Origin of the sequence: Kribbella sp. NPDC058693, assembly GCF_042715335.1 — a bacterium.
In the GTDB taxonomy this organism is placed as follows: Bacteria; Actinomycetota; Actinomycetes; order Propionibacteriales; family Kribbellaceae; genus Kribbella; species Kribbella jiaozuonensis.
This window is the reverse complement of sequence record NZ_JBHXSQ010000003.1, coordinates 289,075-313,754: the sequence shown is the minus strand read 5'-3', so window position 1 is coordinate 313,754 and position 24,680 is coordinate 289,075. Positions and strand designations below refer to the sequence as shown.

Below are 24,680 nucleotides of genomic sequence, written 5' to 3'. Positions count from 1 at the left end.
GCTCACTTCTGTCCCTCCGTCACGGGGATCTGCGGTGCCTTGTCGGTCACGCCGACCCGCTGCATGGTCGATTCGACCGCGGGCTTGATGATGTCGACCACGGGCTTGGGATAGATACCGAAGCCGATGATCAGGATCACGAGCGGCGCGATCGCGAGCACCTCACGCGGGTTCAGGTCTTTCAGTTTCTCGATCCCGTCGCGGACCGGACCGGTCATCGTGCGTTGGTACATCAGCAGGATGTACAGCGCGGCCAGCACGATACCGAGTACGGCGATCACCGCGATCACCTTGTGCCGGCTGAACGTCCCGGCCAGCACCATGAACTCGGAGATGAACGGCGACAGACCGGGCAGTGCGAGGCTGGACAGGCCGGCGAAGAGGAACGTGCCGGCCAGCACCGGTGCCACCTTCTCGACCCCGCCGTAGTCGGCGATCCGCGCGGACCCGCGCCGGGAGATCAGGTATCCGGCGACGAGGAACAGCGCCGCGGTGGAGAGACCGTGGTTGAACATGTACAGCGTCGACCCGGTCAGGCCCTGCGACGTCAGCGCGAAGATACCCATCACGATGAAGCCGAAGTGCGAGATCGAGGTGTACGCGATCAGCCGCTTGATATCGGTCTGCCCGATCGCCAGCAGCGCGCCGTACAGCACCGAGATCAGCGCGAGCACCAGCACGACCGGGGTGGCCCACTGGGACGCGTTCGGGAACAGGCCCAGGCAGAACCGGATCATCCCGAAGGTGCCGATCTTGTCCAGGATGCCGACCAGCAGCACCGACGTACCCGGCGTCGCCTCACCGGCCGCGTCCGGCAGCCAGGTGTGGAACGGCACCATCGGCGCCTTCACCGCGAACGCGAACATGAACCCGAGGAACAGCCAGCGCTCGGTGTTCTGGCTCATGTCCAGCTTCACCATGTCGGACAGCAGGTACGACGGCGCGCCGTGCTTGGCCGAGACGACGTACAGGCCGACGACCGAGGCCAGCATGAGCAGACCGCCGAGCAGCGAGTACAGCAGGAACTTCACCGCGGCGTACGAACGCTGCGGGCCGCCGAAGCCGCCGATCAGGAAGTACATCGGGATCAGCGTGGCCTCGAACAGCACGTAGAAGAGGAACACGTCGGTCGCGGCGAACACGCCGATCGACAGTGCCTCCAGGCCGAGGATCCAGGCGAAGAAGGACTTCTCCGACCAGCGGCCGTTCTGGGCGTCGTTCCAGGACGCGATGATCACGATCGGCGACAGCAGCGCGGTCAGCACCACCAGCACCACGCCGACACCGTCGAGGCCGAGCGCGTAGTGCGCGCCGAAGGCCTTGATCCAGGTGTACGTCTCGGCGTAGTCGTCGGCGCCGTTGCGGTGGTAGCCGATCGCAACGATCACGGTCAGCACCAGCGTGACGAGCGAGAACCCGAGCGCGATCTGCTTGGCCAGCAGGCCTTTCGCCTTGGGCACCAGCATCGTCGCGACGGCCCCGACGAATGGCAGGAGCAGTAACAGGGTCAGCCAACCGATGTTCACGACAACCTCACCGCGAGGAGGGCGACGACCACGAATGCGGCGCCGAAGACCATGCTGAGTGCGTACGAACGGACGAAGCCCGTCTGGAACCGGCGGAGCCGGCCGGACAGTCCGCCGAAGAGTGCGGCCAGGCCGTTGACCAGGCCGTCGACGCCCCGGTTGTCGAGCCAGACCAGGGTCCGGGTCAGGTACTGGCCCGGGCGCATGAAGAGAGCCTCGTTCAGCGCGTCGCCGTACAGGTCACGGCGCGCGAACGTGGTGATCGGCGAGCCGGCCGGCGCCTCGCGCGGGATGTCCCGGCGGTACATCAGCACCGAGATCGCGATGCCGACGGCAACGACCACGAGCGTGATGATCGTCATCACGGTCGCACTCAGCCGAGCGTGCTCCTCCTCGTGACCGACGATCGGGGTCAGCCAGTCGACGATCCAGTGGCCGGCGAAGTACAGCGCACCGCCGCCGAGGGAGAGCGCGGCCAGGATGATCAGCGGCCACGTCATCACCTTGGGCGACTCGTGCGGGTGCACCTCGTCGTCCCAGCGCTTCTTGCCGAAGAACGTCATCATCATCACCCGCGTCATGTAGAACGCGGTGATACCGGCGCCGAGCAGCGCGCAGAGCCCGATCACGATGTTGTCCGCGAACGCGGCCTCGATGATCTTGTCCTTGCTGAAGAAGCCGGCGAACGGCGGGATGCCGAGGATCGCCAGGTAGCCGAAGCCGAACGTCACGAAGGTGACCTTCATCGCCGTCCGCAGGGCTCCGTAGTGGCGCATGTTCACGTCGTCGTTCATGCCGTGCATGACCGATCCGGCGCCGAGGAACATGTTGGCCTTGAAGAAGCCGTGGGTGAGCAGGTGGAAGATCGCGAACACGTACCCGGCCGGGCCGAGGCCGGCGGCCAGCATCATGTAGCCGATCTGGCTCATCGTCGAACCGGCCAGCGCCTTCTTGATGTCGTCCTTGGCGCAACCGATGATCGCACCGGCGAGCGCGGTGACCGTACCGACGATCACCACCGCGGTGGAGGCGGCGTCGGACTGCTCGAAGATCGCGTGCGAGCGGACCACCAGGTAGACGCCCGCGGTGACCATGGTCGCCGCGTGGATCAGCGCCGACACCGGGGTCGGGCCTTCCATCGCGTCCAGCAGCCAGGACTGCAGCGGCACCTGCGCGGACTTGCCGCAGGCGGCCAGCAGCAGCATCAGGCCGAGCAGCGTGGCCCAGGTCTTCGACAGGTGCTCGGCGCCGGCGTTCACGGTGCCGAAGGCCGAGGAGCCGAACAGCGCCCACATGCTCATCACCGCGAGCGAGAGGCCGATGTCACCGACCCGGTTCACCACGAACGCCTTCTTCGCGGCGACCGCTGCCGTCGTCTTGTACTGCCAGAAGCCGATCAGCAGGTACGACGCCAGGCCGACGCCCTCCCAGCCGACGAAGACCAGCAGGTAGTCGGCGGCCAGCACCAGCAGCAGCATCGAGGCGATGAACAGGTTCAGGTACCCGAAGAACCGCCGCCGGCGCTCGTCGTGCTCCATGTAGCCGATCGAGTAGATGTGGATCAGCGAACCCACACCGGTGATCAGCAGCACGAACAGGATCGACAGCGGGTCGATCAGCAGGGTGAAGTCGACCGTGATGTGGCCGACCGAGAACCACTCGAACAGCTTGACCGTCTCGGACCGCTCGCCGTCGGCCTTGCCGCGCATCTGGAAGAACAGCACGACGCCGAAGGCGAAGGAGATCAGCGGCGCCAGCGTGCCCAGCAGGTGACCCCATGCGTTGGTGGCCTTGCCACCGAGCAACAGGATCGCCGCGGACACCGCCGGTACCGCGACCAGCAGCCACGTCAGCTCATGACTCATCGGTGCTTACCTCAGTACTTGAGCAGGTTGGCGTCGTCGACCGAGGCCGAGCGACGGGTGCGGAAGATGGCCATGATGATCGCCAGCCCGATCACGACCTCGGCCGCGGCCACCACCATCACGAAGAAGGCGGCGATCTGACCGTCGAGGTTGCCGTGCTGGCGGGCGAAGCTGACGAACGCGAGGTTGGTCGCGTTCAGCATCAGTTCGACGCACATGAAGACGACGATCGCGTTCCGGCGTACCAGCACGCCCAACGCGCCGATACTGAACAGGATCGCCGCAAGCACGATGTAAGGCTCGGTGCTCACTTGTCGTCCTCCTCTGCCGGGTACTCGCCTTCGCTGATTTCCCGGACCGTCTCGATCTCTTCGCGCTCCTCGGTTTCGGGGAACACGGTGCCACGTGCCTGGAGCACGCGCGAAACCGAGGTCGGTGCGATCGACCCGTCGGGCAGCAGCGCCGGCGTGTCGACGGCGTTGTGCCGGGCCAGTACGCCGGGGGTCGGCAGCGGACCCGGGTGGATGCCCTGCTCGGCGTACTTGCGGATCCGCTCCTCGGCGTGGTCACGCTGGGTGCGCTTCTTGGTCAGCCGCTCGCGGTGGGCCAGCATCATGGCGCCCATCGCCGCGGTGATCAGCAGCGCCGAGGTGACCTCGAACGCCCAGACGTACTTGCCGAACAGCAGCGCCGCGATCGCCTTCGGGTTCCCGTCCGGCTGCGCGTCGGCCAGCCCGGTCGGGTGCCCGAACGTCGCGTTGCCGACGGCGGCGACCAGCAGTACGCCGAACGCGATGAACGCGATCCCGGCCAGCAGCCGCTGACCGCGGATCGTCTCCACCAGCGAGTCCGAGGCGTCGACGCCGACCAGCATCAGCACGAACAGGAACAGCATCAGGATCGCGCCGGTGTAGACGATGATCTGTACTGCGAACAGGAACGGCGCGTCCTGGGCGGCGTACTGCACCGCGAGGCAGATCATCACGGTCGCCAGCAGTAGCGCCGAGTGCACCGCCTTGCGGACCAGCACCATGCCGATCGCGGCCAGGATCATCACCGGGGCCAGCAGCCAGAACGCGACCTGCGGGCCGGTCACCAGGGTGATCACTTCGCGTCACTCCCCTCGGCCGGTACGGCGGCACCGGTCAGACCGAGGTAGTAGTCCTTCTCGGTCGCGCCGAGCTGCATCTCGTGCGGCGGCTCCTGCATACCCGGCAGCAGCGGCGCCAGCAGGTCCTTCTTCTCGTAGATGAGGGACTCGCGGCTGGTGTCGGCCAGCTCGTACTCGTTGGTCATCGTGAGCGCCCGGGTCGGGCAGGCCTCGATGCACAGACCGCAGAGGATGCAGCGCAGGTAGTTGATCTGGTAGACGCGCCCGTACCGCTCACCCGGCGACATCCGGCCGCCCTCGGTGTTGTCGGCACCCTCGACGTAGATCGCGTCCGCGGGGCAGGCCCACGCGCACAGCTCACAGCCGATGCACTTCTCCAGCCCGTCCGGCCAGCGGTTCAGCTGGTGCCGGCCGTGGAAGCGTGGTGCGGTCGGCTTCTTCTCGAACGGGTACTCCTCGGTGAACACCTTCCGGAACATCGTCCGGAAGGTGACGCCGAACCCGGCTACCGGGTCCCAGAGGGACTCTTTGACACTAGCCACGGGAGGCTGCCCCCGATTTCGTCTCGGACTGTTGAGTGGTGATCGGTGGTGGGACCGGGAAGCCACCGGCGAAGGCGTCGAATTCCTTGCCGTCGGCAACCTCAGGCTTGTCGTCGTCCTTCGGCTTCTGCGGGACGAACATGCTGATGACCGCGATCACCAGCACCACGGCGGCCGCGACCAGCAGCGTCGTCCGGCTGAAGTTGGTCTCCCGGCCGACCGCGCGGACGGTGGCCACCAGCAGGATCCAGGCCAGCGAGATCGGGATCAGGATCTTCCAGCCGAGCTTCATGAACTGGTCGTAGCGCAGCCGCGGCAGCGTTCCGCGCAGCCAGATGTAGAAGAAGATGAACGCCATCAGCTTGCCCATGAACCACAGCACCGGCCAGTAGCCGGAGTTCGCGCCGTCCCAGATCGAGATCGGCCACGGTGCCCGCCAGCCGCCCAGGAACAGCGTGGTGGCCAGCGCCGACACGGTCGCCATGTTGATGTACTCCGCCAGGAAGAACATCGCGTACTTGATCGAGGAGTACTCGGTCAGGAAGCCGGCCACCAGCTCGCCCTCGGCCTCGGGCAGGTCGAACGGCGCCCGGTTCGTCTCGCCGACCATCGAGATCACGTAGATCACGAACGACGGGAACAACAGGAACGCGTACCACCCGGGCAGCGGGATCGCCGTCCCGAACCAGTGCACGGTCTGGTGCGACTGCGCGGCCACGATCTCCGAGGTGGACATCGAACCGGCGAACAGGAACACGGTCACCAGGGCCAGCCCCATGCCGACCTCGTACGAGATCATCTGCGCGCTCGAGCGCAGACCGCCGAGCAGCGAGTACGTCGAGTTCGACGACCAGCCGCCGAGCACGATGCCGTAGATGCCGATCGAGGCGACCGCCATCACGTACAGCACCGAGACCGGCAGGTCGGTCAGCTGCAGCCGGGTGTAGGTGTCGGTCCAGGGAATCCGCACCGTCGGACCGAACGGGATCACCGCGAAGGTGAGGAAGGCCGGTACGGCGACGATCGCCGGCGCGAGCACGAAGACGAACCGGTCGACGCCCTTCGGCATCAGGTCTTCCTTCAGCATCAGCTTGACGCCGTCGGCCAGCGACTGCAGCAAACCCTGCGGGCCGTGCACGTTCGGGCCGATCCGCTGCTGCATCCGGGCCACGACCCGGCGCTCCCACCAGATGTTGAACAGCGTCAACACCACCAGGAAGACGAAGATGAAGAGGACCTTGATCAGGATCACCCACCAGGGGTCGTGACCGACCCCCGCATCCGGCACGGCGAGTGGGATGGTCATGCGTTCCCTCCGGCGATCGTCACGATCGAGCCATGGTCTGCGTGCAGTGACCGGCGGACGTGGGAGTCGGCCGAGTTGGTCGGCAGCCAGACCACGTTGTCGGTCATCGGGGTGATCACGACCGGCAGCCGGATCGACCCGGCGTCGGTGCTCACCACCAGCTCGTCCCCGTCGGCGACACCTACCCGGCGTGCGGTGGTGAGCGAGATCCGGGCGACCGGCGTCCGCGCGGTCGCGGTCAGGTGCGGCTCACCGTCGCAGGCCCGGCTGTCGTCGATCAGCATCCGCCAGGTCGCGAGCCGGGTGGAGTCGAACGCGCCGAGCGCCGGAGCGGCCTGGTACGTCGGCTCCTGCGCACGGTCGCCGTCCCAGCGGCCGAGCTCGTCGAACTCGCGCTTCGCGCCGTCCGGCGTACTGAACCCGATCGAGCGGCCCATCTCCTGCGACAGCGCGGCCAGCGCGCGGACGTCCGGCATCGCGGTCGGCACCTTGAGCACGACCGGGAACGACCGCTCGCGGCCCTCCCAGTTCACGAAGGTGCCGGACTTCTCCACCGGCGGTACGACCGGGAAGACCACGTCGGCGTACTCGGTCACCTGGGAGTTGCGGACCTCGAAGCTGACCACGAACGGCGCCGTCTCGAGCGCGGCCAGCGCCGCGGCCGGGTCGGGCAGGTCGTCGATCTCGACACCCGCGACGACCAGCGCCTGCAGCGATCCGGAGTTGGCGAGGATCTCGGTCAGGTCCTTGCCGGTCTCGGCCGGCAGGTGCTCCACGTCCCACGCGGCCTGCAGGTCGACCCGCGCCTGCGGATCGGTCACGAGCCGGCCACCGGGCAGCAGACCCGGCAGGCAGCCGGCCTCGAGCGCGCTCCGGTCACCCGCACGGCGCGGGATCCAGGCCAGCTGCGCACCCGTGTCGAGCGCCAGCCGCAGCGCGGCCGAGTACCCGCCCGGGACGCTCGCCAGCCGCTCGCCGACGACGATGATCGAGTCCGTACCGAGCGCGGCCCGGGCAGCTGCCCCGGCCTCACCGGCGTTACCGAGATCCCCGAGTACGGCGGCCTCGGTACCGGGCGACGTCAGTACGGCGACGCCGTCCAGCTTCTCGATCCCGCGCGAGCGGTGCGCCGCGACCGTGAACACCTTGGTCCCGTGCGTCCGGACGCCCTTACGGACCCGGAGGAAGACCGACGCTGCCTCTTCCTCGGGCTCGAACCCGGCGAACAGCACGGTGCCGGCGTTCTCCAGGTCGGTGAACGTCGTACCCAGACCCGTGCCGGCCACCGCGGCGGCGAGGAAGTCCGCCTCTTCCGCGGAGTGCGGCCGGGCCCGGAAGTCGATGTCGTTGCTGCCCAGGGCGACCCGCGCGAACTTCGAGTACGCGTAGGCGTCCTCGAGGGTCAGCCGGCCGCCGGTCAGCACCGCCGCGTTGCCGCGGGCCGCGTTCAGCTTGCCGGCCGCGAAGCTCAGCGCCTCCGGCCAGGACGCCGGCCGCAGCTCGCCGTCCTCGCGGATCATCGGGTGGGTCAGCCGGTCGCCGGTGGTCGCGTACTGGAATGCGAACCGGTCCTTGTCGGAGATCCACTCCTCGTTGACCTGCGGGTCGTCGCCGGCCAGCCGGCGCATCACCTTGCCGCGCCGGTAGTCGATCCGGATCGCCGCACCGGACGCGTCGTGCTCGGCCACCGACGGCACCGACACCAGGTCGAACGGCCGCGAGCGGAACCGGTACGCCGCACTCGTCAGCGCACCGACCGGACAGATCTGGATCGTGTTGCCGGAGAAGTAGCTCTCGAAGGGCTCCTTCTCGTAGATACCGACCTGCTGCAGCGCGCCGCGCTCGATCAGCGCGATGAACGGGTCACCGGCGATCTGCTCGGAGAACCGGGTGCAGCGCGCGCAGAGGATGCAGCGCTCGCGGTCCAGCAGCACCTCGGCCGAGATGTTGATCGGCTTCGGGTAGGTCCGCTTGATCCCGTGCGACTCGTGGAACCGGGATTCGCCGCCGCCGTTGGACATCGCCTGGTTCTGCAGCGGGCACTCGCCGCCCTTGTCGCAGACCGGGCAGTCCAGCGGGTGGTTGATCAGCAGGAACTCCATGTTCCCGTGCTGTGCCTTGTCGGCCACCGGCGAGCTCACCTGGGTGCGGATCACCATGCCGTCGGCAACCGTCAGCGTGCAGGACGCCTGCGGCTTCGGCATACCGCGGCCGTTACCCGCGTCGGTGACCTCGACCAGACACTGCCGGCAGGCACCGACCGGGTCGAGCAGCGGGTGGTCGCAGAACCGCGGGATCTGGATGCCGATCTGCTCGGCGGCCCGGATCGCCAGGCTGTTCTTCGGAACCTTGACCTCGATGTCGTCGATGGTCACGGTGACCAGGTCGGTCCGCTCCACCTCCGACCCGGCCGGCGGGTTCGCTTGGATCGTCATGCGCTAGCTCCAGCGGTCGCGAAGACAGTGCTTGCCATCGGGTCGAACGGGCAGCCGCCGTTCTCGAAGTGCGCCAGGTACTCGTCCTTGAAGTGCTGGATCGAGCTGGTGATCGGCGCGGTCGCACCGTCGGCCAGCGCGCAGAACGAGCGGCCGGTGATGTTCTCGCACAGATCGAGCAGCGTGACCAGGTCTTCCTCGGTGCCGTTACCTGCTTCGAGGCGCTCGAGGATCTGCACCAGCCACCACGTGCCCTCACGGCAGGGCGTGCACTTGCCGCAGGACTCGTGCTTGTAGAACTCGGTCCACCGCAGTACGGCGCGGACCGCGCAGACCGAGTCGTCGAAGATCTGCAGGGCCTTGGTGCCCAGCATCGACCCGACCGACCCGACGCCCTCGTAGTCCAGCGGCACGTCGAGGTGCTCGGCCGTCAGCAGCGGCGTGGACGAACCACCCGGGGTCCAGAACTTCAGCGTGTGGCCCTCGCGGACGCCGCCGGCGAGGTCGATCAGCTCGCGCAGCGTGATCCCCATCGGGGCTTCGTACTGGCCCGGGCGGACGACGTGCCCGGACAGCGAGTACAGCGTCATGCCCTTGGACTTCTCGGTGCCCATCGAGCCGAACCAGTCCGCGCCGTTCTTGATGATGGCGGGAACCGACGCGATCGACTCGACGTTGTTGATAACAGTGGGGCAGCCGTACAGGCCCGCGACCGCGGGGAACGGAGGGCGCAGACGAGGTTGACCGCGACGTCCTTCGAGCGAGTCCAGCAGCGCCGTCTCCTCGCCGCAGATGTAGGCGCCGGCGCCGGCGTGCACGACCACGTCGAGGTCGTAGCCGGTGCCGAGGATGTTCTGGCCGATGAAGCCCGCGTCCTTGGCCTCCTGCACGGCCTGCTGCAGCCGGCGGATCACGTGCAGAACCTCGCCGCGCACGTAGATGAACGCGACCGACGCGCGGATCGCGTACGACGCGATGATGACGCCCTCGACCAGCGTGTGCGGCGAGGCCATCATCAGCGGGATGTCCTTGCAGGTGCCCGGCTCGGACTCGTCCGCGTTCACGACCAGGTACTTCGGCTTCGGGTTGTCCTGCGGGATGAACGACCACTTCATCCCGGTCGGGAAGCCCGCGCCACCACGGCCGCGCAGACCGGAGTCCTTGACGGCGGTGACGACATCGGCCGGCTGCATCCCGAGCGCCGTACGGAGGGCGTCGTACCCGCCGGAGCGCTGGTACGACGACAGCTGCCAGGACCTGATCTGGTCCCAGTTGTCGGACAGCACCGGGGTCAGCGTGTCAGTCATGGTCAGCCCTCCTTCTGGGTGTCGGCGTTGGCGGAGCCGCCGGGGGCGGTCCAGTTGCGTTCGCGGGCCAGCCGGAGACCGGCCAGCGACGCCTTACCGCCGGTCGGGCCCTCGTCGGCGCGACCGTCGGAGAAGCCGGCCAGCACGCGCTCAGCCTCGCGCCAGGTGCAGATCGTGGCGCCACGCGGCGACTTGACCTCGTTGCCCTCGCGCAGGTCGTCGACCAACTGGGTAGCGGTCTCCGGCGTCATGTCGTCGAAGAACTCCCAGTTCACCGTCATCACCGGCGCATAGTCGCAGGCGGCGTTGCACTCGATGTGCTCGAGGGTGATCTTGCCGTCCTCGGTGGTCTCGTCGTTGCCGACGTCGAGGTGCTGCTTGAGCCGGTCGAAGATCAGGTCGCCGCCCATCACCGCGCACAGCGTGTTCGTGCAGACGCCGACGTGGTAGTCGCCGACCGGGCGGCGCTTGTACATCGTGTAGAAGGTCGCCACCGCCGACACCTCGGCACCGGTCAGCCCGAGCAGGTCGGCGCAGATCTCGATGCCTTCCGGGGTGACCCGGCCCTCGACCGACTGCACCAGGTGCAGCATCGGCAGCAGCGCCGACTGGGCCTGCGGGTACCGCGCCATGATCTCGCGCATCTCCGCGATCGTGGCGTCGGTGATCTTCGAGTCACCGGTGCTGTACGGCACCGGCTTGTCGGTAGCAGTCGCGTGGTTCTCGGCCATTTAGCGGTCCACTCCACCCATCACCGGGTCAAGGCTGGCGACGGCGACGATCACGTCGGCGACCTGGCCGCCCTCGCACATGATCGGCATCGCCTGCAGGTTTGCGAAGGACGGGTCACGGAAGTGCACCCGGTACGGCTTGGTGCCGCCGTCGGAGACGACGTGTGCGCCGAGCTCACCGCGCGGCGACTCGATCGCCACGTAGGCCTGGCCGGCCGGCACCCGGAAGCCCTCGGTGACCAGCTTGAAGTGATGGATCAGCGCTTCCATCGACTCGCCCATGATGTGCTTGATGTGGTCGAGCGAGTTGCCCATCCCGTCGGCGCCGACGGCCAGCTGGCTCGGCCAGCCGATCTTCTTGTCGGCCACCATCACCGGCTGGCCTTCCATCTTCTCCAGCCGGTCGGCGCACTGCTCGACGATCTTCAGCGACTCGTGCATCTCCTGCAGCCGGACCCGGAACCGTCCGTACGAGTCCGAGCTGTCCCAGGTCGGTACGTCGAAGTCGTACGTCTCGTAACCGCAGTACGGCTGGGTCTTGCGCAGGTCCAGCGCGTAACCGGTCGAACGCACCGTCGGGCCGGAGATGCCGAGTGCCATGCAGCCGGCCAGGTCCAGGTAGCCGACGTTCTGCAGCCGCGCCTTGAAGATCGGGTTGGCGTTGCAGAGCTCGGCGTACTCCTTGAGGTGCTTGTTCATCCAGGTGATGTACTCGCGGATCTTGTCCAGCGCACCCGGCGGCAGGTCCTGCGCGACACCGCCCGGGCGGATGAACGCGTGGTTCATCCGCAGGCCGGTGATCAGCTCGAACAGGTCGAGGGTCTTCTCGCGCTCGCGGAAGCCGATCGTCATTACGGTCAGCGCGCCGATCTCCATACCGCCGGTGGCGATACAGACCAGGTGGCTGCTGATCCGGTTGAGCTCCATCAGGAGCACCCGCATCACGTTGGCCTTGTCCGGGATCTCGTCCTCGATCCCGAGCAGCTTCTCGACCGCGAGGCAGTACGCCGCCTCGTTGTAGAACGGCGACAGGTAGTCCATCCGGGTGACGAACGTGACGCCCTGCACCCAGGAGCGGAACTCCATGTTCTTCTCGATACCGGTGTGCAGGTAGCCGATGCCGCAGCGGGCCTCGGTCACCGACTCGCCCTCGAGCTCGAGGATCAGCCGGAGCACACCGTGCGTGGACGGGTGCTGCGGGCCCATGTTGACGACGACGTGCTCTTCCGGCTCGTCACCGAGACCGGAGACGACCGAGTCCCAGTCCTGACCGGTGACGGTGAAGACCTTGCCCTCGGTGGTGTCCCGGGTCGTCGCGTACGGATCTGTTGTGGTCATTAGTTGTACGACCTCCGCGTGTCGGGCGGTGGGATGACAGCGCCCTTGTACTCGACGTCGATACCGCCGAGCGGGTAGTCCTTGCGCTGCGGGTGGCCCGGCCAGTCGTCGGGCATCTGGATCCGGGTCAGCGCCGGGTGTCCGTCGAAGACGATGCCGAAGAAGTCCCAGGTCTCGCGCTCGTGCCAGTCGTTGGCCGGGTAGACCGAGACGATCGACGGAACGTGCGGGTCCGCGTCGGGCGCCGACACCTCCAGCCGGATCCGGCGGTTGTGCGTGATCGACAGGAAGTGGTAGACGGCGTGCAGCTCGCGGCCGGTCTCCTCGGGGTAGTGCACCCCGCTGACACCGGAGCAGAACTCGAACCGCAGCGCCTCGTCGTCGCGCAGGTGCTGGCAGACGTCGACCAGGTGCTCACGCTTGATGTGCAGCGTCAGCTCGTTGCGGTCGACGACGACCTTCTCGATCGCACCGTCACCGACCAGCCCTTCGAGGCGGTCGACGGCGCCGTCGAACCAGGAGCCGTACGGCTTCGGCGTACTGCCGGGCAACGCGATCTGGCGCTTGAGCCGGCCGAAGCCGGAGGTGTCACCGGTACCTCGGACACCGAACATGCCCTCGCGCTGCTCGATGACCTCGGCCTGCGGCGTCTGCGCATCACTGGCGGCCGACGTCGCCGGCAGGTTCTCCGGTTGGGTGTCGCTCACCGAAGCAGCCCCTTCATCTCGATCGTCGGCGCGGCGACCAGGGCCGCGGCCTCCTGCTCGGACTGCAGCGCCTTCTTGTGCGCGCCGAGCTTCATGTGCTGGATCTGGTCGTGGATCTTCAGGAACGCGTCCAGCAGCATCTCCGGCCGCGGCGGGCAGCCGGGCAGGTACATGTCGACCGGTACGACGTGGTCGACGCCCTGGACGACCGCGTAGTTGTTGAACATGCCGCCCGACGACGCGCACACGCCCATCGCCAGCACCCACTTCGGGCCGGGCATCTGGTCGTAGATCTGGCGCAGTACCGGAGCCATCTTCTGGCTCACCCGGCCGGCCACGATCATCAGGTCGGCCTGCCGCGGCGACGCCCGGAAGACCTCCATGCCGAACCGGGCCGCGTCGTACCGCGGCGCGCCGGTCGTCATCATCTCGATCGCGCAGCAGGCCAGCCCGAAGGTTGCCGGCCACAACGACGCCTTACGCATATAACCCAGCAGGCCCTCGACCGTGCTCAGCAGTACGCCGGCCGGAAGCTGTTCTTCAAGACCCATGTCAGTCCCACTCCAGTCCGCCACGACGCCACACGTACGAGTACGCGATGAAGACGGTGACGATGAAAATGACCATCTCGACCAGCCCGAACAGTGCCATCTGGTCGAAGGCCACCGCCCACGGGTAGAGGAAGACGATCTCGATGTCGAACACGATGAACAGCATCGCGGTGATGTAGTACTTCACCGGGAAGCGCCCACCACCGACCGGCTGTGGGGTCGGCTCGATGCCGCACTCGTAGGAGTCCAGCTTGGCCCGGTTGTAGCGCTTCGGGCCGACCAGCGCGCTCACGGTGATGCTGCCTGCGACGAAGAGCGCCGCGAGCACACCAAGAGCGAGAATCGGTGTGTAGGGGTGCATCGCTGGGTGCTCCCTCCTTCAGCCGGTTGATTCTGTCGATCGGGTCAGCCCGGGATTACCAGGACTGTGTTATCAGTAGCGCAGTGGCTCAGCTCACTCGCCCCGCCGGTTACGCGGCCGGTGCGAGCTTCGTGAGACCGTTGATGATCTTGTCCATCACGTCCCCGTCCCGCGGGTCGGTGAGGTTCGCGAGCAACTTCAAGGTGAACTTCATCAGCGTGGTGCGCGGCAGACCGTACTTGGTGCACAGCCGCATCACCTCCGGATTTCCGATCAGCTTCACGAAGATCCGGCCGAGCGTGTAGTAGCCGCCGTACTCCTGCTTCAGCGCCTTCGGGTACGCCGTCAACGCGCGCTCCCGCTGGTTCGGCTGCCGGCGCAGTGCCTGGGCGGCGACCTCGGCGGCGAACGCCCCGGACTCCATCGCGTACGGGATGCCCTCGCCGTTGAACGGGTTGACCATGCCGCCGGCGTCGCCGAGCAGCATCAGGCCGCGGGTGTAGTGCGGCTGCCGGTTGAAGCCCATCGGCAGGGCCGCGCCGCGGATCGGGATGGTCTGGAACTCGTCGCGGAACTGCCACTCCTCGGGCGTGTTCTTCAGCCACGCCTTCAGCAGGTCGGCGTAGTCGACCTTGCCGAACGCGTCCGAGGTGTTCAGGATGCCGAGGCCGACGTTGACCGTGCCGTCGCCCATCCCGAAGATCCAGCCGTACCCGGGCAGCAGCACCTTCCCGCCGGGCTGCTTCGGGTCGTCGGCCCACAGTTCCAGCCAGGACTCGAGGTAGTCGTCGTTGGTCCGCGGGCTGGTGAAGTACGTCCGGACCGCGACCCCCATCGGCCGGTCGTCACGCTTGTGGATGCCCATCGAGATGCTCAGCCGGGAGGAGTTGCCGTCGGCCGCCATCACCAGTGGCGCCCGGAACTCGACGTCGGCGCCGGCCCGGCGGCCGTTGTCGTCGACCGGCTTCGCGGTGACGCCGACGATGAAGCCGCGGTCGTCGAGGATCGGGCCGCTGACGTTGGTCCGCTCGCGCAGCCGCGCCCCGGCCTTCACGGCCTGACGGGCGAGCATGTCGTCGAAGTCCATCCGGTTGCGGGTCAGGCCGTAGTTCGGGTGGCTGGCCAGATCCGGCCAGTCGAGCTGCAGCTGGTGCCCGGCGCCCTGGATCCGCAGACCGTAGTTGCGGATCCAGCCGGCCTCTTCGGAGATGTCAATGCCCATGTTGATCAGCTGCTTGGTGCCGCGCGGGGTCAGCCCGTCACCGCACACCTTCTCGCGCGGGAACGCGGTCTTCTCCAGCAGCAGCACGTCGAGTCCGGCGTTCGCCAGGTGGTACGCCGCCGCTGATCCGGCGGGCCCGGCACCGACGACGATCACATCGGCGGTCTCCACCTGCTGCGCGCTCGGCACGCTCTGGCTCATCTCGATTCCTGGCCTGGCTGAGGGGGCTGGTGCGCTCGTGAATCGCTTCACGAGCACTCGTCACTTGACAGTCTAGGACTGCCTGACGCGGACACGAAACTCGCCCCAACCCCCTTGCTGGCAAGCAAATTACGCATAATTTCCGTTGCGTAATTAAACAGGCTTCACTCCTCGGTGGATGGCGACCAGGCCGCCGGTCAGGTTGCGCCACTGGACGTGGGTCCAGCCCGCCTCCTGGATGGTCTTGGCCAGCGGCTCCTGCGGGAGCCACGCGCGGGTCGACTCGGCCAGGTACTCATAGGCCTCGGGGTTGCTCGAGACCACCTTCGCGACCGCCGGTACGGCGCGCATCATGTACTCCAGGTACACGACCCGGAACGGCTTCCAGGTCGGATGCGACTGCTCGAGTACGACGAGGCGCCCGCCGGGGCGAGTCACCCGGAGCATCTCCTTCAGCGCGACCGAAACGTCGTTCACGTTCCGTAGCGCCCAGGAGATCGTCACCACGTCGAAGGTGTCGTCGGCGAACGGGAGCCGGAGCGCGTCCCCGGCGATCAGGTCGAGCTCAGGGTGGCGGCGCTTGCCGACCCGGAGCATGCCGACCGAGAAGTCGCACGAGACCACCTCGGCGCCGGCCTCGCGCAGTTTGATGCTGGACGCACCGGTCCCGGCCGCCAGGTCGAGGATCTTCATCCCCTTCCGCGGCGCGATCTCCTTGAACGTCTCCGGTCGCCAGTAGTGCTTCTCCAGACCCATCGTCGCGACCGCGTTGGTCCGGTCGTACCCCTCGGCCACGTTGTCGAACATGGCCGCCACGGCATGCGGTTCTTTGCTCAGGTCTGCGCGCGTCACCTGTCTAGTTCATCACGGGTGAGGCGGTGCGCTGTCCGGCAGGCATACGCTTGCATCTCGTGAGTACATCTCTTGGGAGCCGTCCGGCCGCCGCAACCCGGGGCCGCAGCACGCGCGAGGAGTGGTCCCGTGAGTTTGTCTGAGCCGGTTCGCGACCAGGCTCCGCGCCTGGTGATCCGCAGCCAGGTGGTCGACGACGTGTCCGCGCAGCTGCTGGACCATCTGCCCGCCGAAGGGGGACTCGCCTGGGTCCGGCGGGGCGACGGCCAGGTCGGCTGGGGCGTCGCCGCCCGGCTCGACGTTGCCGGTGGCAACCGCTTCCAGGACGCGATGCGCTGGTGGCAGGAGGTCACGGCGGCGGCAGTGGTGCGCGACGATGTCGGCGTACCAGGGTCGGGACTGGTCTGCTTCGGATCGTTCGGCTTCACCGACCAGGACCCGAGTGTTCTGGTCGTCCCCGAGGTCATCGTCGGCCGTCGCGCCGGGACGACCTGGGTGACGACGGTGTCGCCGGCCAGCTCGTTGCCCGCGCCACCTGAGCTGGTCAAGCACGAGCCGTCGCCGGTGTACGACGTGACGTTCGCGGACGGCGCCCGTACCGGGACCGCGTGGTCGAGCATCGTTGCCGAGGCGGTACGCCGGATCACCGCCGGCGAGCTGGACAAGGTGGTGCTCGCGCGCGACCTGATCGCGATCGCGGAGCAGCCGATCGATCTGCGCTGGCCGCTGCACCGGCTCGCGACGTCGTACCCGAACTGCTGGACGTTCTCCGTAGATGGTCTGATCGGCGCGACTCCGGAGCTGCTGGTGCGGCGGGAGAAGGGGCTGATCACGTCGCGCGTGCTGGCGGGGACGATTCGCCGTACTGGTGACGACGCGCACGACCTGGCGTTGGCCGCGTCGCTGGCGCGGTCGTCGAAGGACCTCGAGGAGCACGAGTACGCCGTACGCTCCGTCGCCGAGGCACTCGAACCGCATTGCAAGTCGATGAACGTGCCGGAGACGCCGTTCGTCCTCCACCTGCCGAACGTGATGCACCTCGCGACCGACGTCGCCGGCGTCGCGAACAACGGCGCGTCCGCTCTCGGCCTGGCGGCTGCACTCCACCCGTCGGCCGCGATCTGCGGTACGCCGACGCCCGTCGCGCGCGACCTGATCGGCGAGATCGAGGGCATGCAACGCGGCCGCTTCAGCGGCCCGGTCGGCTGGATGGACGCATCCGGCGACGGCGAATGGTGCATAGCCCTCCGCTGCGGCCAGGCAGACCCCGAAAACCCCCGCCGCATGCGCCTGTTCGCCGGCGCCGGCATAGTCGCCGGCTCCAACCCCAACGCCGAACTAGCCGAAACCAACGCCAAACTAGTCCCCATGCGAGACGCCCTAGGCGACTGAAGCACGCCCCCGGCGGACAACCGCCCCGCCCCGGCGCGCGACTGATCAGCCCCGCGCGCTCCGCGGCCGCCTCTCCTCGCTCCGCTCCTCGGCGCGACCACTACGCCCGCACCCCACCCACCCCCGGGCTTATCGCCCGGAGCATCCTTTCCGGCTATCGCCGGGGTTTGCGGCTACCGCCGCGTGTGCCGGCTACCGCCGGGATCATTCGGCTACCGCCGGGGTTTGCGGCTGCCGTCGCGCGTGCCGGCTACCGCCGGGGTTCGCGACTGCCGTCGCCTGCGCTGGCTACCGCCGGGATCTTCCGGCTGCCGCCTGGGTTTGCCGCTCTCGCCGCGCTTGCCGGCTATCGCCGAGGCTTCCGGCTGCCGCCGCGTGTGCCGGCTATCGCCGGGATCTTCCGGCTGCCGCCGGTCGTGTGGCTACCGCCGCACTTGCCGGCTACCGCCGAGGCTTCCGACTGTCGCCGGATGTTGCGGCTGCCGCCTGCGGGTGACTACTTGGTCGGCGTTGTGGGATGCGGCGAGCGGGTTGAGAGGTGCTCGTGGACGCAGAAGCGCAAGCCGGGGCGAACAGCGTGCTCGCGGAGCGTCGCCCGGCGTACGCGGACGACTTGCGGCTGACGGCTTGCGGCTGACGGCTGACGGAGTACAAGAGGCTGCGCCGGCTTCAGCCAACCTGCGATCGAGGTGGCTTGAACCGACCGCACCAGCGGGCCGTGGGAGTAGTTGCACGGTCGGCTGAGAACGTATTCGGGGGCGAACTAAGCTGGCTGGGGCGAGCGCCTTAGTGGTTCCGGTGAACGACGCATTGGGAGACTGACAAGTGAAGTTGACGAAGTTCGCGCATGCTTGTGTTCGGTTGGAGAAGGACGGGAAGGTTCTGCTGATCGATCCCGGATCGTTCAGTGAGGATGCGGCGTTCGAGAAGGCTGACGCAATCCTCGTCACGCATGAGCATCAGGACCACCTCGACGTCGACCGGGTCGCCGCGCTCGACGTGCCCGTCTACACCAACGCCGGCGTCGCCGCGCAGCTCACCGCATTAGGCGAGCGCGTGCACGTGGTCGAGGGCGGACAGTCGTTCGAGGCCGCCGGTTTCTCGGTGAGTGCCTACGGCAAGGACCACGCGGTGATCCTGCCCGAGTGGGGCGTGCCCTGCGAGAACATCGGCTTCCTCGTGGACGACGCCGTGTACCACCCGGGTGACTCGTTCACGCAGCCCGACCGCGCCGTACACACCAACCTCGTGCCGATCTCCGGCCCGTGGTTCGCGCTGCCGCCGGCCGTCGAGTACGCGCGGTCGATCAAGGCCCAGCAGACCATCGGCATCCACGACGCGCTGCTCAGCCCGATCGGCCAGAGCATGTTCTCGCGCTTCCTGAACGCCGACGACCGCCCCTACCTCGGCCTCGCCCCGGGCGAATCCACCGAGCTCAGCTGAAACCTCCGCAGGTCCACCACAGTCTCGAACCCGAGCTGCTGGTACACGCGATGTGAATGCGGATTGCCGAGGTCTGTCCGCAAACAGACCTCGGCCGCCCGCAGGTTGTCCGCAAGCTGCCCGGTCAACGCACTCCCGTACCCCCGCCGCCTGTACTCCGGCGGCGTGTAGATCGGCCCCAACCGCACAACCCCACCCCGCACCGGCCGATGCCCCGCCATCGCCACCACAACCCCGCCGTCCTCGAGCACCCACAATCGCGCGCCGTCGATCAACCGCCGCACCTGAGCCCTGACCGCGAATCGACGGGCTGCGGCCGCACTCACCCCGTCGATCGTGGGACCTACCAACGGACGCGGCATCGTCCAACCGCGGAGCTGGTCCTCTTCAGCGATCATCGCGTCCAACCACTCCGCGCACAGCTCGACCTCGTTGGACCCGGCGAGCCGCGCCCGCCCCGAGCTCACCGGCACCTTCAATTCGCCCAGCCGATACAGCCGTACGCCGCCCCGCTCCACAACCTGCTTGCCCACAGCAACAGCCCATGCATCGGCAAAGCCCCCGGCAACTTCACCTTCCCCCTCGACCGCCGACGACTCCGGCGCCACCTCAAGCAACCGCGCAACCAACTCCCCCACCCCGACGACCGCACCGAGCCGAATCCCCCGCGGCTCCCGCGCCACCGCGAACCCGCCATCCGCCGCCTCGACCAGCACACCCCCGGCGTCCAGCTCCTCCAGCAGTACGACGTGCCGGACCGGCTCAATCGAATGCATAACCAACCAGGTCCCGCACACCCCGGAACCCAATGGCCGCATAGATCCGGTTCGACGTCGGATTCGCGAGGTCCGTGAACAAACACACCTCATCACCGGCACCGCGCAACCGCCGACTCACCTCCGCCGTCAGCGCACTCGCATACCCCCGACCGCGGTACTCCGGTGGCGTGTACACCGGACCGATTCGCGCCGCACCGAACACCGGCTCCTGATGACCAACGACACTGACGACCCGCCCGCCGTCCTCCCACACCCACACGCGATCCCGCTCGATCCGCTGCCCGATCCAGCGCCGATCCGCCGCCTCGCCCTCACTCGCATGCCCGGACTCGGCGCGGAAACCCGAGAACATCAGCCCGACCACATCCAGATCGTCCACCGTCGCGAGACGCGGCGCACCATCCGCCTTCTGCTCGACGAACTCACCGAGCTGATGCAGCCGAGCCCGCTCCGTCTCACGGAACGTTCGCCCGGTGCGTACGGCGTACTCCTCCGCGAACAACCGCGCCGAGTCCTCCGGCCCGACCACCCCGATCGCCCGCGGCGAGGCCTCAGCCAGTACGTCGACTACGACCGGTACGAGCTCCACCGGGAGATCAGCAAGGTTGATACCGCGCAACGTCGTACTCAGCACCACGCCGACCACCTCGTCGCCGTCGTGCACCGAGACGAACACGGGCGGCTCGGGGTCGTCCATGATGCCGTGAACGCGGTCCACGATATTGGTCAGGATCGTCGAGTTGCGGACCGGATCACCTTGCAGAAAAGGGAAAACAAGCTCCTTGAACGCGACCGGATCGCTGGTGGTGCGGACGATCATGCTGAGAACTCCATTTCGACGAAGTCGGCGACCGGGCGGTATCCCGCGTGGTGATAGATCGAGTTGGACGTCGGATCGGCGAGGTTCGTGTACAGGCAGGCCTGATTGCCGGCGGAAAGGATCTCGGCGGACACGTGGCTCGTCAGAGCGCCGGCGTACCCGTGCCGCCGGTGCTCGGGCGGCGTGTACACCGGCCCGACGCGGCAGACGCCGAAGACCGGCAGGTGATGAGCGACCATGCTCACCGGTTCCTCGTCGGCCGTCCAGAGCCACAGCCGCCGTTCACGCAGGTGCAGCCTGGACCAGTCCAGGTAGTTCCCCCCGATCTCCTGCGCGAACCCGTCCGCTCCCCACGCGGCCACCAACTCGACGTCATCCGCAGTCATCAGGCGTGGCAGACCGTCCGCCGGCAGCGGCGTCAACCTGTCGAGCTTGTGCAGACGCGCACCCCTGACCTCGGTCGCCCTGCAGCCGAGCCGCGCACACCACCGATCGGCGAAGCGGGCGGCGACAACACGATCGCCCGCCACCCCTGGCACATCCGGCAGCACTTCGAGCAAGGCGTCCGCGACGATCTCGGCGTACTCCGGCCGCAGCGCACCGAGGTACACCAGACGGCCCGGCGCTCGCATCGCAGCGCCTACCACTGCGTCTTCCGGTCCGTCGTGCACCGACACGAAGTACGCCGGCTCGGATCGTGGACTGTCGGCGTGTTCCTGCACGCTGGTCAGGATGATCAGGTGCCGGACCGGATCACCTTGCAGGAAAGGGAATGCGAGATCCCTGTACGCCGAAGCGTCCGACGTGAGCTGCGCTCTCACGTACTGAACTCGACATCGATGAAGTCGGCCACGGGTCGGTAGCCGGCCTCGTGGTAGATCTTGTTGGAGGTCGGGTTGGCCAGGTCCGTGTACAGGCAGGCCTGGTTGCCGTCGGCAAGGATTAGCGCGGAGACATGGCTGGTGAGCCCACCGGCGTACCCGTGGCGTCGGCGCCCCGGCGGCGTGTAGACCGGACCGACGCGGCAGACGCCGAAGAGCGGGAGGTGGTAGCCGACCATGCTCACCGCCTCGCCGTCGACCTCCCACATCCACATCGTCCCCTCCGCCAGGCGAGCGACGGCCCACTCGTGGTGGCCGGTCGACAGCTCTTCCGCGAAACCGTCCTTGCCCCAGGCGGCGACCAGGTCGATGTCGTCGGGGCGCATCGGGCGCGGCGTACCTCCGTCGGCCGAGAGCGGCGTGAAGTCGATGAGCTTGTGCAGCCGGGTGCCGCGCGTCTCCGTCAGGCTTCCGCCGCGCCGCTCGACCCAGCGCTCCGCGAACCGGCGCGCGGCCGGCTTGTCGCCCGCGACGCCGGGGAGTTCGGCGAGGACGTCGGCGTACGCATCGGCGATCGGCTCGGCGAGGTCCTGCTGGAGGGCGCCGAGGTACACACCGCGGCCCGGCGTACGCATCGCCACGCCGATCACGTCCGGGTCGTGCACGGAGACGAAGTACGACGGCTCCGACTCGGCGCGCGCCGTACCGTTCGCGCGCTCGTGGACGTTGCTCATGATGATCGTGTGCAGCACCGGATCCTGTTGCAGGAAAGGAAACACGGTCTGCTCGAACGCCTGCGGATCACTCGTCACCCGGACATCCATGGGCCGGATCGTACGCCTGGAGACACTTGCGGGTCGTCCGGATTTACACTGCGAACATGTCCACCACGCGGTTGTTGCTGCTCGGGGTCGTGCGGATCTTCCAGCCGGCGTACGGGTACCAGCTGCGGCGCGAGCTGATGACATGGAATGTGCAGGCGTGGGCGAACATCAATCCCGGCTCGATCTACACCGGCCTGCGGACGCTCGCCAAGCACGGCTACCTGCTCGAGCTGGAGCAGGACGGGGCGCATCGGCCCGGCCGTACGTCGTACAAGCTGACGTCGGACGGCGAAACGGAGTACTTCTCGCTCCTCCGCGGCATGCTGTGGACCGTCGACGGCTTCCACCCCGACAAGATGCAGGCCGCGCTGGCCTTCCTGTGGTCCCTGCGTCGCGACGAGGTCCTGGTCGCCCTCGAGGCGCGAATCACCCAGCTCGAAGCCTGGCTCAAGTCCCAACCCTTCTCCGAACGCCAGATCCTCGAGGACCCCGGCACCCCCAACCACGTCGTCGAGATGTTCCGCATCACCACCGCCCGCGACAACGGCGAACTCGACTGGACCCGCCAGTTCCACACCCGAATAAAATCCGGCGCCTACGCCTTCGCCGGCGAACCCGCCGACTGGGCCCCCACCCCCGGCATGATCACCCACTGGGGCGAAATCCCCGACCCACCCACCACGTGAATCGCCCGACTGTCCTCAGCTAATCAACATTGACTAGTCAAAGTTGATTAGTCACACTGTCCGCATGATGATCGAAGCTCGTGGGCTGGTGCGGACCTTCAAGACCAAGCGGGGTCCTGTGCAAGCCGTGCAAGGTGTTGACCTGGATGTGGCCGACGGGGAGATCGTCGGGTTTCTCGGCCCGAACGGGGCCGGGAAGACGACCACGATGCGGATGCTGGCGACCCTGATCAAGCCGACCAGCGGGAGCGCGACCGTGGCCGGCTGCGATCTCGCGAAGGACCCGGTCGGCGTACGGCGCGGTATCGGCTACGTCCCGCAGAGCGGGTCCACCCTCCCCGAGGCGATCGCCGGTGACGAGGTCGTCGATCACGCGCGGCTGTACGGCGTACCGAAGGCGAAGGCGTCCGCCGACGGCCAGCGGCTGTTCGAGGAGTTCGATCTGCCCGGCCTCTGGCGCCGGCAGTGCAAGACGCTCTCCGGCGGCCAGCGCAGGCGGCTGGACATCGTGATGGGCCTGATCCACGACCCTAAGCTGATCTTCCTCGACGAGCCGACGACCGGCCTCGACCCGCAGGCACGCGCCAACCTCTGGGAACACATCCGAGGCCTCCGCGACCGCGGCGCGACGATCTTCCTCACCACGCACTACCTCGACGAGGCCGACGCCCTCTGCGACCGGATCCTCGTCATCGACCACGGCAAGATCGTTGCCTCCGGCACTCCGGAGAACCTCAAGCAGCAGGTCTCCGGCGACGCGGTCCGGCTGAGTCTCGCCGACACGACCCAGGCGCCGACCGTGATGAAGATCGTCCGCGAGCTCGACGGCGCGGTCGAGGTCGAGACCGACGCCGACGTGGTCGGTTTCCGCATCCAGCGCGGCGGTTCGGTGCTCCCCGGCCTGCTCCGCTCGATCGATGCCCAGGGCATCGAGTTGCACGGGGTCGAGGTACACCGCCCGACCCTCGACGACGTGTTCCTGACCATGACCGGCCGCTCGCTCCGCGACGAGCACACCCCCGCCCCCACCGACGAGAAGGAAGAAGCCGTCGCATGACTGTCCTGCGTGAGACCTGGATCGTGTTCCACCGGCAGATGCGGCTGTCGCTGCGCAACCCGATGTGGTCGATCCTGATGCTCAGCCAGCCGCTGATGTACCTGTTCCTGTTCGGCCCCCTGCTCAAGCCGCTCACCGCGCAGATCAGTCAGGGCCAGGCCACGAACGCCTACCAGGTGTTCATCCCCGGTCTGATCGTCCAGCTCGGCATGTTCGGCGCGATGTTCGTCGGCTTCGGCCTGATCGCGGAGTACCGCGCCGGCGTGATCGAGGCCGACCGCGTCACCCCGGCATCCCGGATGGCCCTGATGGCAGGCCGCGTACTGCGCGATGTCGTCGTACTCGTCGTCCAGTCCGTCCTCCTGCTCCTCGCCGCGCTCCCACTCGGCCTGCGCGCGCCCTGGGGCGGCGTACTGCTCTCCCTCGTGATCGTCGCCCTCCTCGGCGCGACGTTTGCCTCTCTGTCGTACTCCGTCGCACTCATCACCAAGAGCGAGGACGCGCTGGCCCCGCTGCTCAACGGCATCGCCATGCCGTTGCTGCTGCTGTCCGGCATCCTGCTGCCGATGCAGATCGGTCCGACCTGGCTGCAGCGACTGTCCGACGTCAGTCCGCTCAAGCACGTCGTCAACGGCGTCCGCGCCCTGTTCCGTGGCGACATCAGCAGCTCGGCGTCGCTGTGGGGCCTGTTCTGGGTCGTACTGCTCACAGTGATCGGCCTGACCGTCGGAGCGCGCACTTTCCGTAAGGAGTCCGCCTGACGCTAGGCGCTGTTCATGTAGAGGTCGCTCAGACCTACTAGC

24 protein-coding genes are annotated in these 24,680 nt (G+C 67.7%); 5 read left to right on the top strand and 19 right to left on the bottom strand.

Annotated elements, in window-relative coordinates; translation table 11 throughout:
• Positions 1-2: 2 nt before the first annotated feature.
• The 15 genes from ACFWUU_RS19305 to ACFWUU_RS19235 form a co-directional block, all read right to left on the bottom strand.
• The gene (locus ACFWUU_RS19305; protein ID WP_137256614.1) at positions 3-1,526 is read right to left on the bottom strand and encodes an NADH-quinone oxidoreductase subunit M; all 1,524 of its coding nucleotides are present in this window, start codon (positions 1,524-1,526) and stop codon (positions 3-5) included.
• Complete coding sequence (gene nuoL, locus ACFWUU_RS19300; protein ID WP_380177137.1) at positions 1,523-3,391, bottom strand: NADH-quinone oxidoreductase subunit L; 1,869 nt, start codon at positions 3,389-3,391, stop codon at positions 1,523-1,525. Before nuoL ends, ACFWUU_RS19305 begins: the two co-directional genes overlap by 4 nt.
• Positions 3,392-3,402: 11 nt before the next feature.
• Positions 3,403-3,702, bottom strand: coding sequence for an NADH-quinone oxidoreductase subunit NuoK (nuoK, locus tag ACFWUU_RS19295; RefSeq protein ID WP_130441814.1), 300 nt, complete (start codon positions 3,700-3,702; stop codon positions 3,403-3,405).
• A complete protein-coding gene (locus ACFWUU_RS19290) occupies positions 3,699-4,499 on the bottom strand; it encodes an NADH-quinone oxidoreductase subunit J (RefSeq protein WP_137256612.1) in 801 nt (266 codons plus the stop codon). Before ACFWUU_RS19290 ends, nuoK begins: the two co-directional genes overlap by 4 nt.
• The gene (gene nuoI, locus ACFWUU_RS19285; RefSeq protein ID WP_137256611.1) at positions 4,496-5,044 is read right to left on the bottom strand and encodes an NADH-quinone oxidoreductase subunit NuoI; all 549 of its coding nucleotides are present in this window, start codon (positions 5,042-5,044) and stop codon (positions 4,496-4,498) included. The genes ACFWUU_RS19290 and nuoI overlap by 4 nt, the downstream gene beginning before the upstream one ends.
• Positions 5,037-6,350, bottom strand: coding sequence for an NADH-quinone oxidoreductase subunit NuoH (gene nuoH / locus ACFWUU_RS19280; protein ID WP_380177136.1), 1,314 nt, complete (start codon positions 6,348-6,350; stop codon positions 5,037-5,039). Before nuoH ends, nuoI begins: the two co-directional genes overlap by 8 nt.
• Entirely contained in the window at positions 6,347-8,785 is a 2,439-nt protein-coding gene (locus ACFWUU_RS19275; RefSeq protein WP_380177135.1) for an NADH-quinone oxidoreductase subunit G, read from the bottom strand. The genes nuoH and ACFWUU_RS19275 overlap by 4 nt, the downstream gene beginning before the upstream one ends.
• Positions 8,782-10,092 (bottom strand): NADH-quinone oxidoreductase subunit NuoF, encoded by a 1,311-nt coding sequence (gene nuoF / locus ACFWUU_RS19270; protein ID WP_137256608.1) that lies wholly within the window; start codon positions 10,090-10,092, stop codon positions 8,782-8,784. Before nuoF ends, ACFWUU_RS19275 begins: the two co-directional genes overlap by 4 nt.
• A 2-nt stretch (positions 10,093-10,094) precedes the next feature.
• Positions 10,095-10,823 carry an NADH-quinone oxidoreductase subunit NuoE gene (nuoE, locus tag ACFWUU_RS19265; protein WP_137256607.1) on the bottom strand — a complete coding sequence of 243 codons (729 nt, stop codon included), beginning with the start codon at positions 10,821-10,823 and terminating at the stop codon, positions 10,095-10,097.
• Entirely contained in the window at positions 10,824-12,161 is a 1,338-nt protein-coding gene (locus tag ACFWUU_RS19260) for an NADH-quinone oxidoreductase subunit D (RefSeq protein ID WP_371405336.1), read from the bottom strand.
• Positions 12,161-12,868 carry an NADH-quinone oxidoreductase subunit C gene (locus ACFWUU_RS19255; protein WP_380177134.1) on the bottom strand — a complete coding sequence of 236 codons (708 nt, stop codon included), beginning with the start codon at positions 12,866-12,868 and terminating at the stop codon, positions 12,161-12,163. The genes ACFWUU_RS19260 and ACFWUU_RS19255 overlap by 1 nt, the downstream gene beginning before the upstream one ends.
• On the bottom strand, positions 12,865-13,419 hold the full coding sequence (locus ACFWUU_RS19250; RefSeq protein WP_137256604.1) for an NADH-quinone oxidoreductase subunit B family protein: 555 nt from the start codon (positions 13,417-13,419) through the stop codon (positions 12,865-12,867). The genes ACFWUU_RS19255 and ACFWUU_RS19250 overlap by 4 nt, the downstream gene beginning before the upstream one ends.
• A 1-nt stretch (position 13,420) precedes the next feature.
• On the bottom strand, positions 13,421-13,780 hold the full coding sequence (locus tag ACFWUU_RS19245) for an NADH-quinone oxidoreductase subunit A (RefSeq protein WP_137256603.1): 360 nt from the start codon (positions 13,778-13,780) through the stop codon (positions 13,421-13,423).
• A gap of 109 nt (positions 13,781-13,889) precedes the next feature.
• Positions 13,890-15,203 carry a geranylgeranyl reductase family protein gene (locus tag ACFWUU_RS19240; RefSeq protein WP_380177133.1) on the bottom strand — a complete coding sequence of 438 codons (1,314 nt, stop codon included), beginning with the start codon at positions 15,201-15,203 and terminating at the stop codon, positions 13,890-13,892.
• A gap of 153 nt (positions 15,204-15,356) precedes the next feature.
• On the bottom strand, positions 15,357-16,055 hold the full coding sequence (locus ACFWUU_RS19235; protein ID WP_380177132.1) for a demethylmenaquinone methyltransferase: 699 nt from the start codon (positions 16,053-16,055) through the stop codon (positions 15,357-15,359).
• 129 nt (positions 16,056-16,184) lie between these two features.
• On the opposite strand from ACFWUU_RS19235, the gene ACFWUU_RS19230 reads away from it, so the two are divergent.
• Positions 16,185-17,447: an isochorismate synthase MenF gene (locus ACFWUU_RS19230; protein WP_380177131.1), complete on the top strand. Its 1,263-nt coding sequence runs from the start codon at positions 16,185-16,187 to the stop codon at positions 17,445-17,447.
• A gap of 825 nt (positions 17,448-18,272) precedes the next feature.
• On the top strand, positions 18,273-18,890 hold the full coding sequence (locus tag ACFWUU_RS19225) for an MBL fold metallo-hydrolase (protein WP_380177130.1): 618 nt from the start codon (positions 18,273-18,275) through the stop codon (positions 18,888-18,890).
• Here ACFWUU_RS19225 and ACFWUU_RS19220 read toward each other — a convergent pair.
• The 4 genes from ACFWUU_RS19220 to ACFWUU_RS19205 are packed head-to-tail and all read right to left on the bottom strand — an operon-like array spanning position 18,848 to position 22,134.
• Positions 18,848-19,666, bottom strand: a complete 819-nt coding sequence (locus ACFWUU_RS19220) for a GNAT family N-acetyltransferase (RefSeq protein WP_380177129.1) — start codon at positions 19,664-19,666, stop codon at positions 18,848-18,850. The two genes, ACFWUU_RS19225 and ACFWUU_RS19220, sit on opposite strands and share 43 nt — an antisense overlap.
• Positions 19,653-20,489, bottom strand: coding sequence for a GNAT family N-acetyltransferase (locus tag ACFWUU_RS19215; RefSeq protein WP_380177128.1), 837 nt, complete (start codon positions 20,487-20,489; stop codon positions 19,653-19,655). The genes ACFWUU_RS19220 and ACFWUU_RS19215 overlap by 14 nt, the downstream gene beginning before the upstream one ends.
• Positions 20,486-21,310: a GNAT family N-acetyltransferase gene (locus tag ACFWUU_RS19210; RefSeq protein ID WP_380177127.1), complete on the bottom strand. Its 825-nt coding sequence runs from the start codon at positions 21,308-21,310 to the stop codon at positions 20,486-20,488. The genes ACFWUU_RS19215 and ACFWUU_RS19210 overlap by 4 nt, the downstream gene beginning before the upstream one ends.
• A complete protein-coding gene (locus ACFWUU_RS19205; protein ID WP_380177126.1) occupies positions 21,307-22,134 on the bottom strand; it encodes a GNAT family N-acetyltransferase in 828 nt (275 codons plus the stop codon). Before ACFWUU_RS19205 ends, ACFWUU_RS19210 begins: the two co-directional genes overlap by 4 nt.
• 56 nt (positions 22,135-22,190) lie before the next feature.
• On the opposite strand from ACFWUU_RS19205, the gene ACFWUU_RS19200 reads away from it, so the two are divergent.
• The 3 genes from ACFWUU_RS19200 to ACFWUU_RS19190 all read left to right on the top strand — a co-directional run bounded on the left by ACFWUU_RS19200 (position 22,191) and on the right by ACFWUU_RS19190 (position 24,638).
• Positions 22,191-22,820, top strand: a complete 630-nt coding sequence (locus ACFWUU_RS19200) for a PadR family transcriptional regulator (protein WP_137256595.1) — start codon at positions 22,191-22,193, stop codon at positions 22,818-22,820.
• 64 nt (positions 22,821-22,884) lie between these two features.
• Complete coding sequence (locus tag ACFWUU_RS19195) at positions 22,885-23,877, top strand: ATP-binding cassette domain-containing protein (protein ID WP_380177125.1); 993 nt, start codon at positions 22,885-22,887, stop codon at positions 23,875-23,877.
• On the top strand, positions 23,874-24,638 hold the full coding sequence (locus tag ACFWUU_RS19190) for an ABC transporter permease (protein ID WP_380177124.1): 765 nt from the start codon (positions 23,874-23,876) through the stop codon (positions 24,636-24,638). The genes ACFWUU_RS19195 and ACFWUU_RS19190 overlap by 4 nt, the downstream gene beginning before the upstream one ends.
• Positions 24,639-24,680 lie beyond the last annotated feature (42 nt).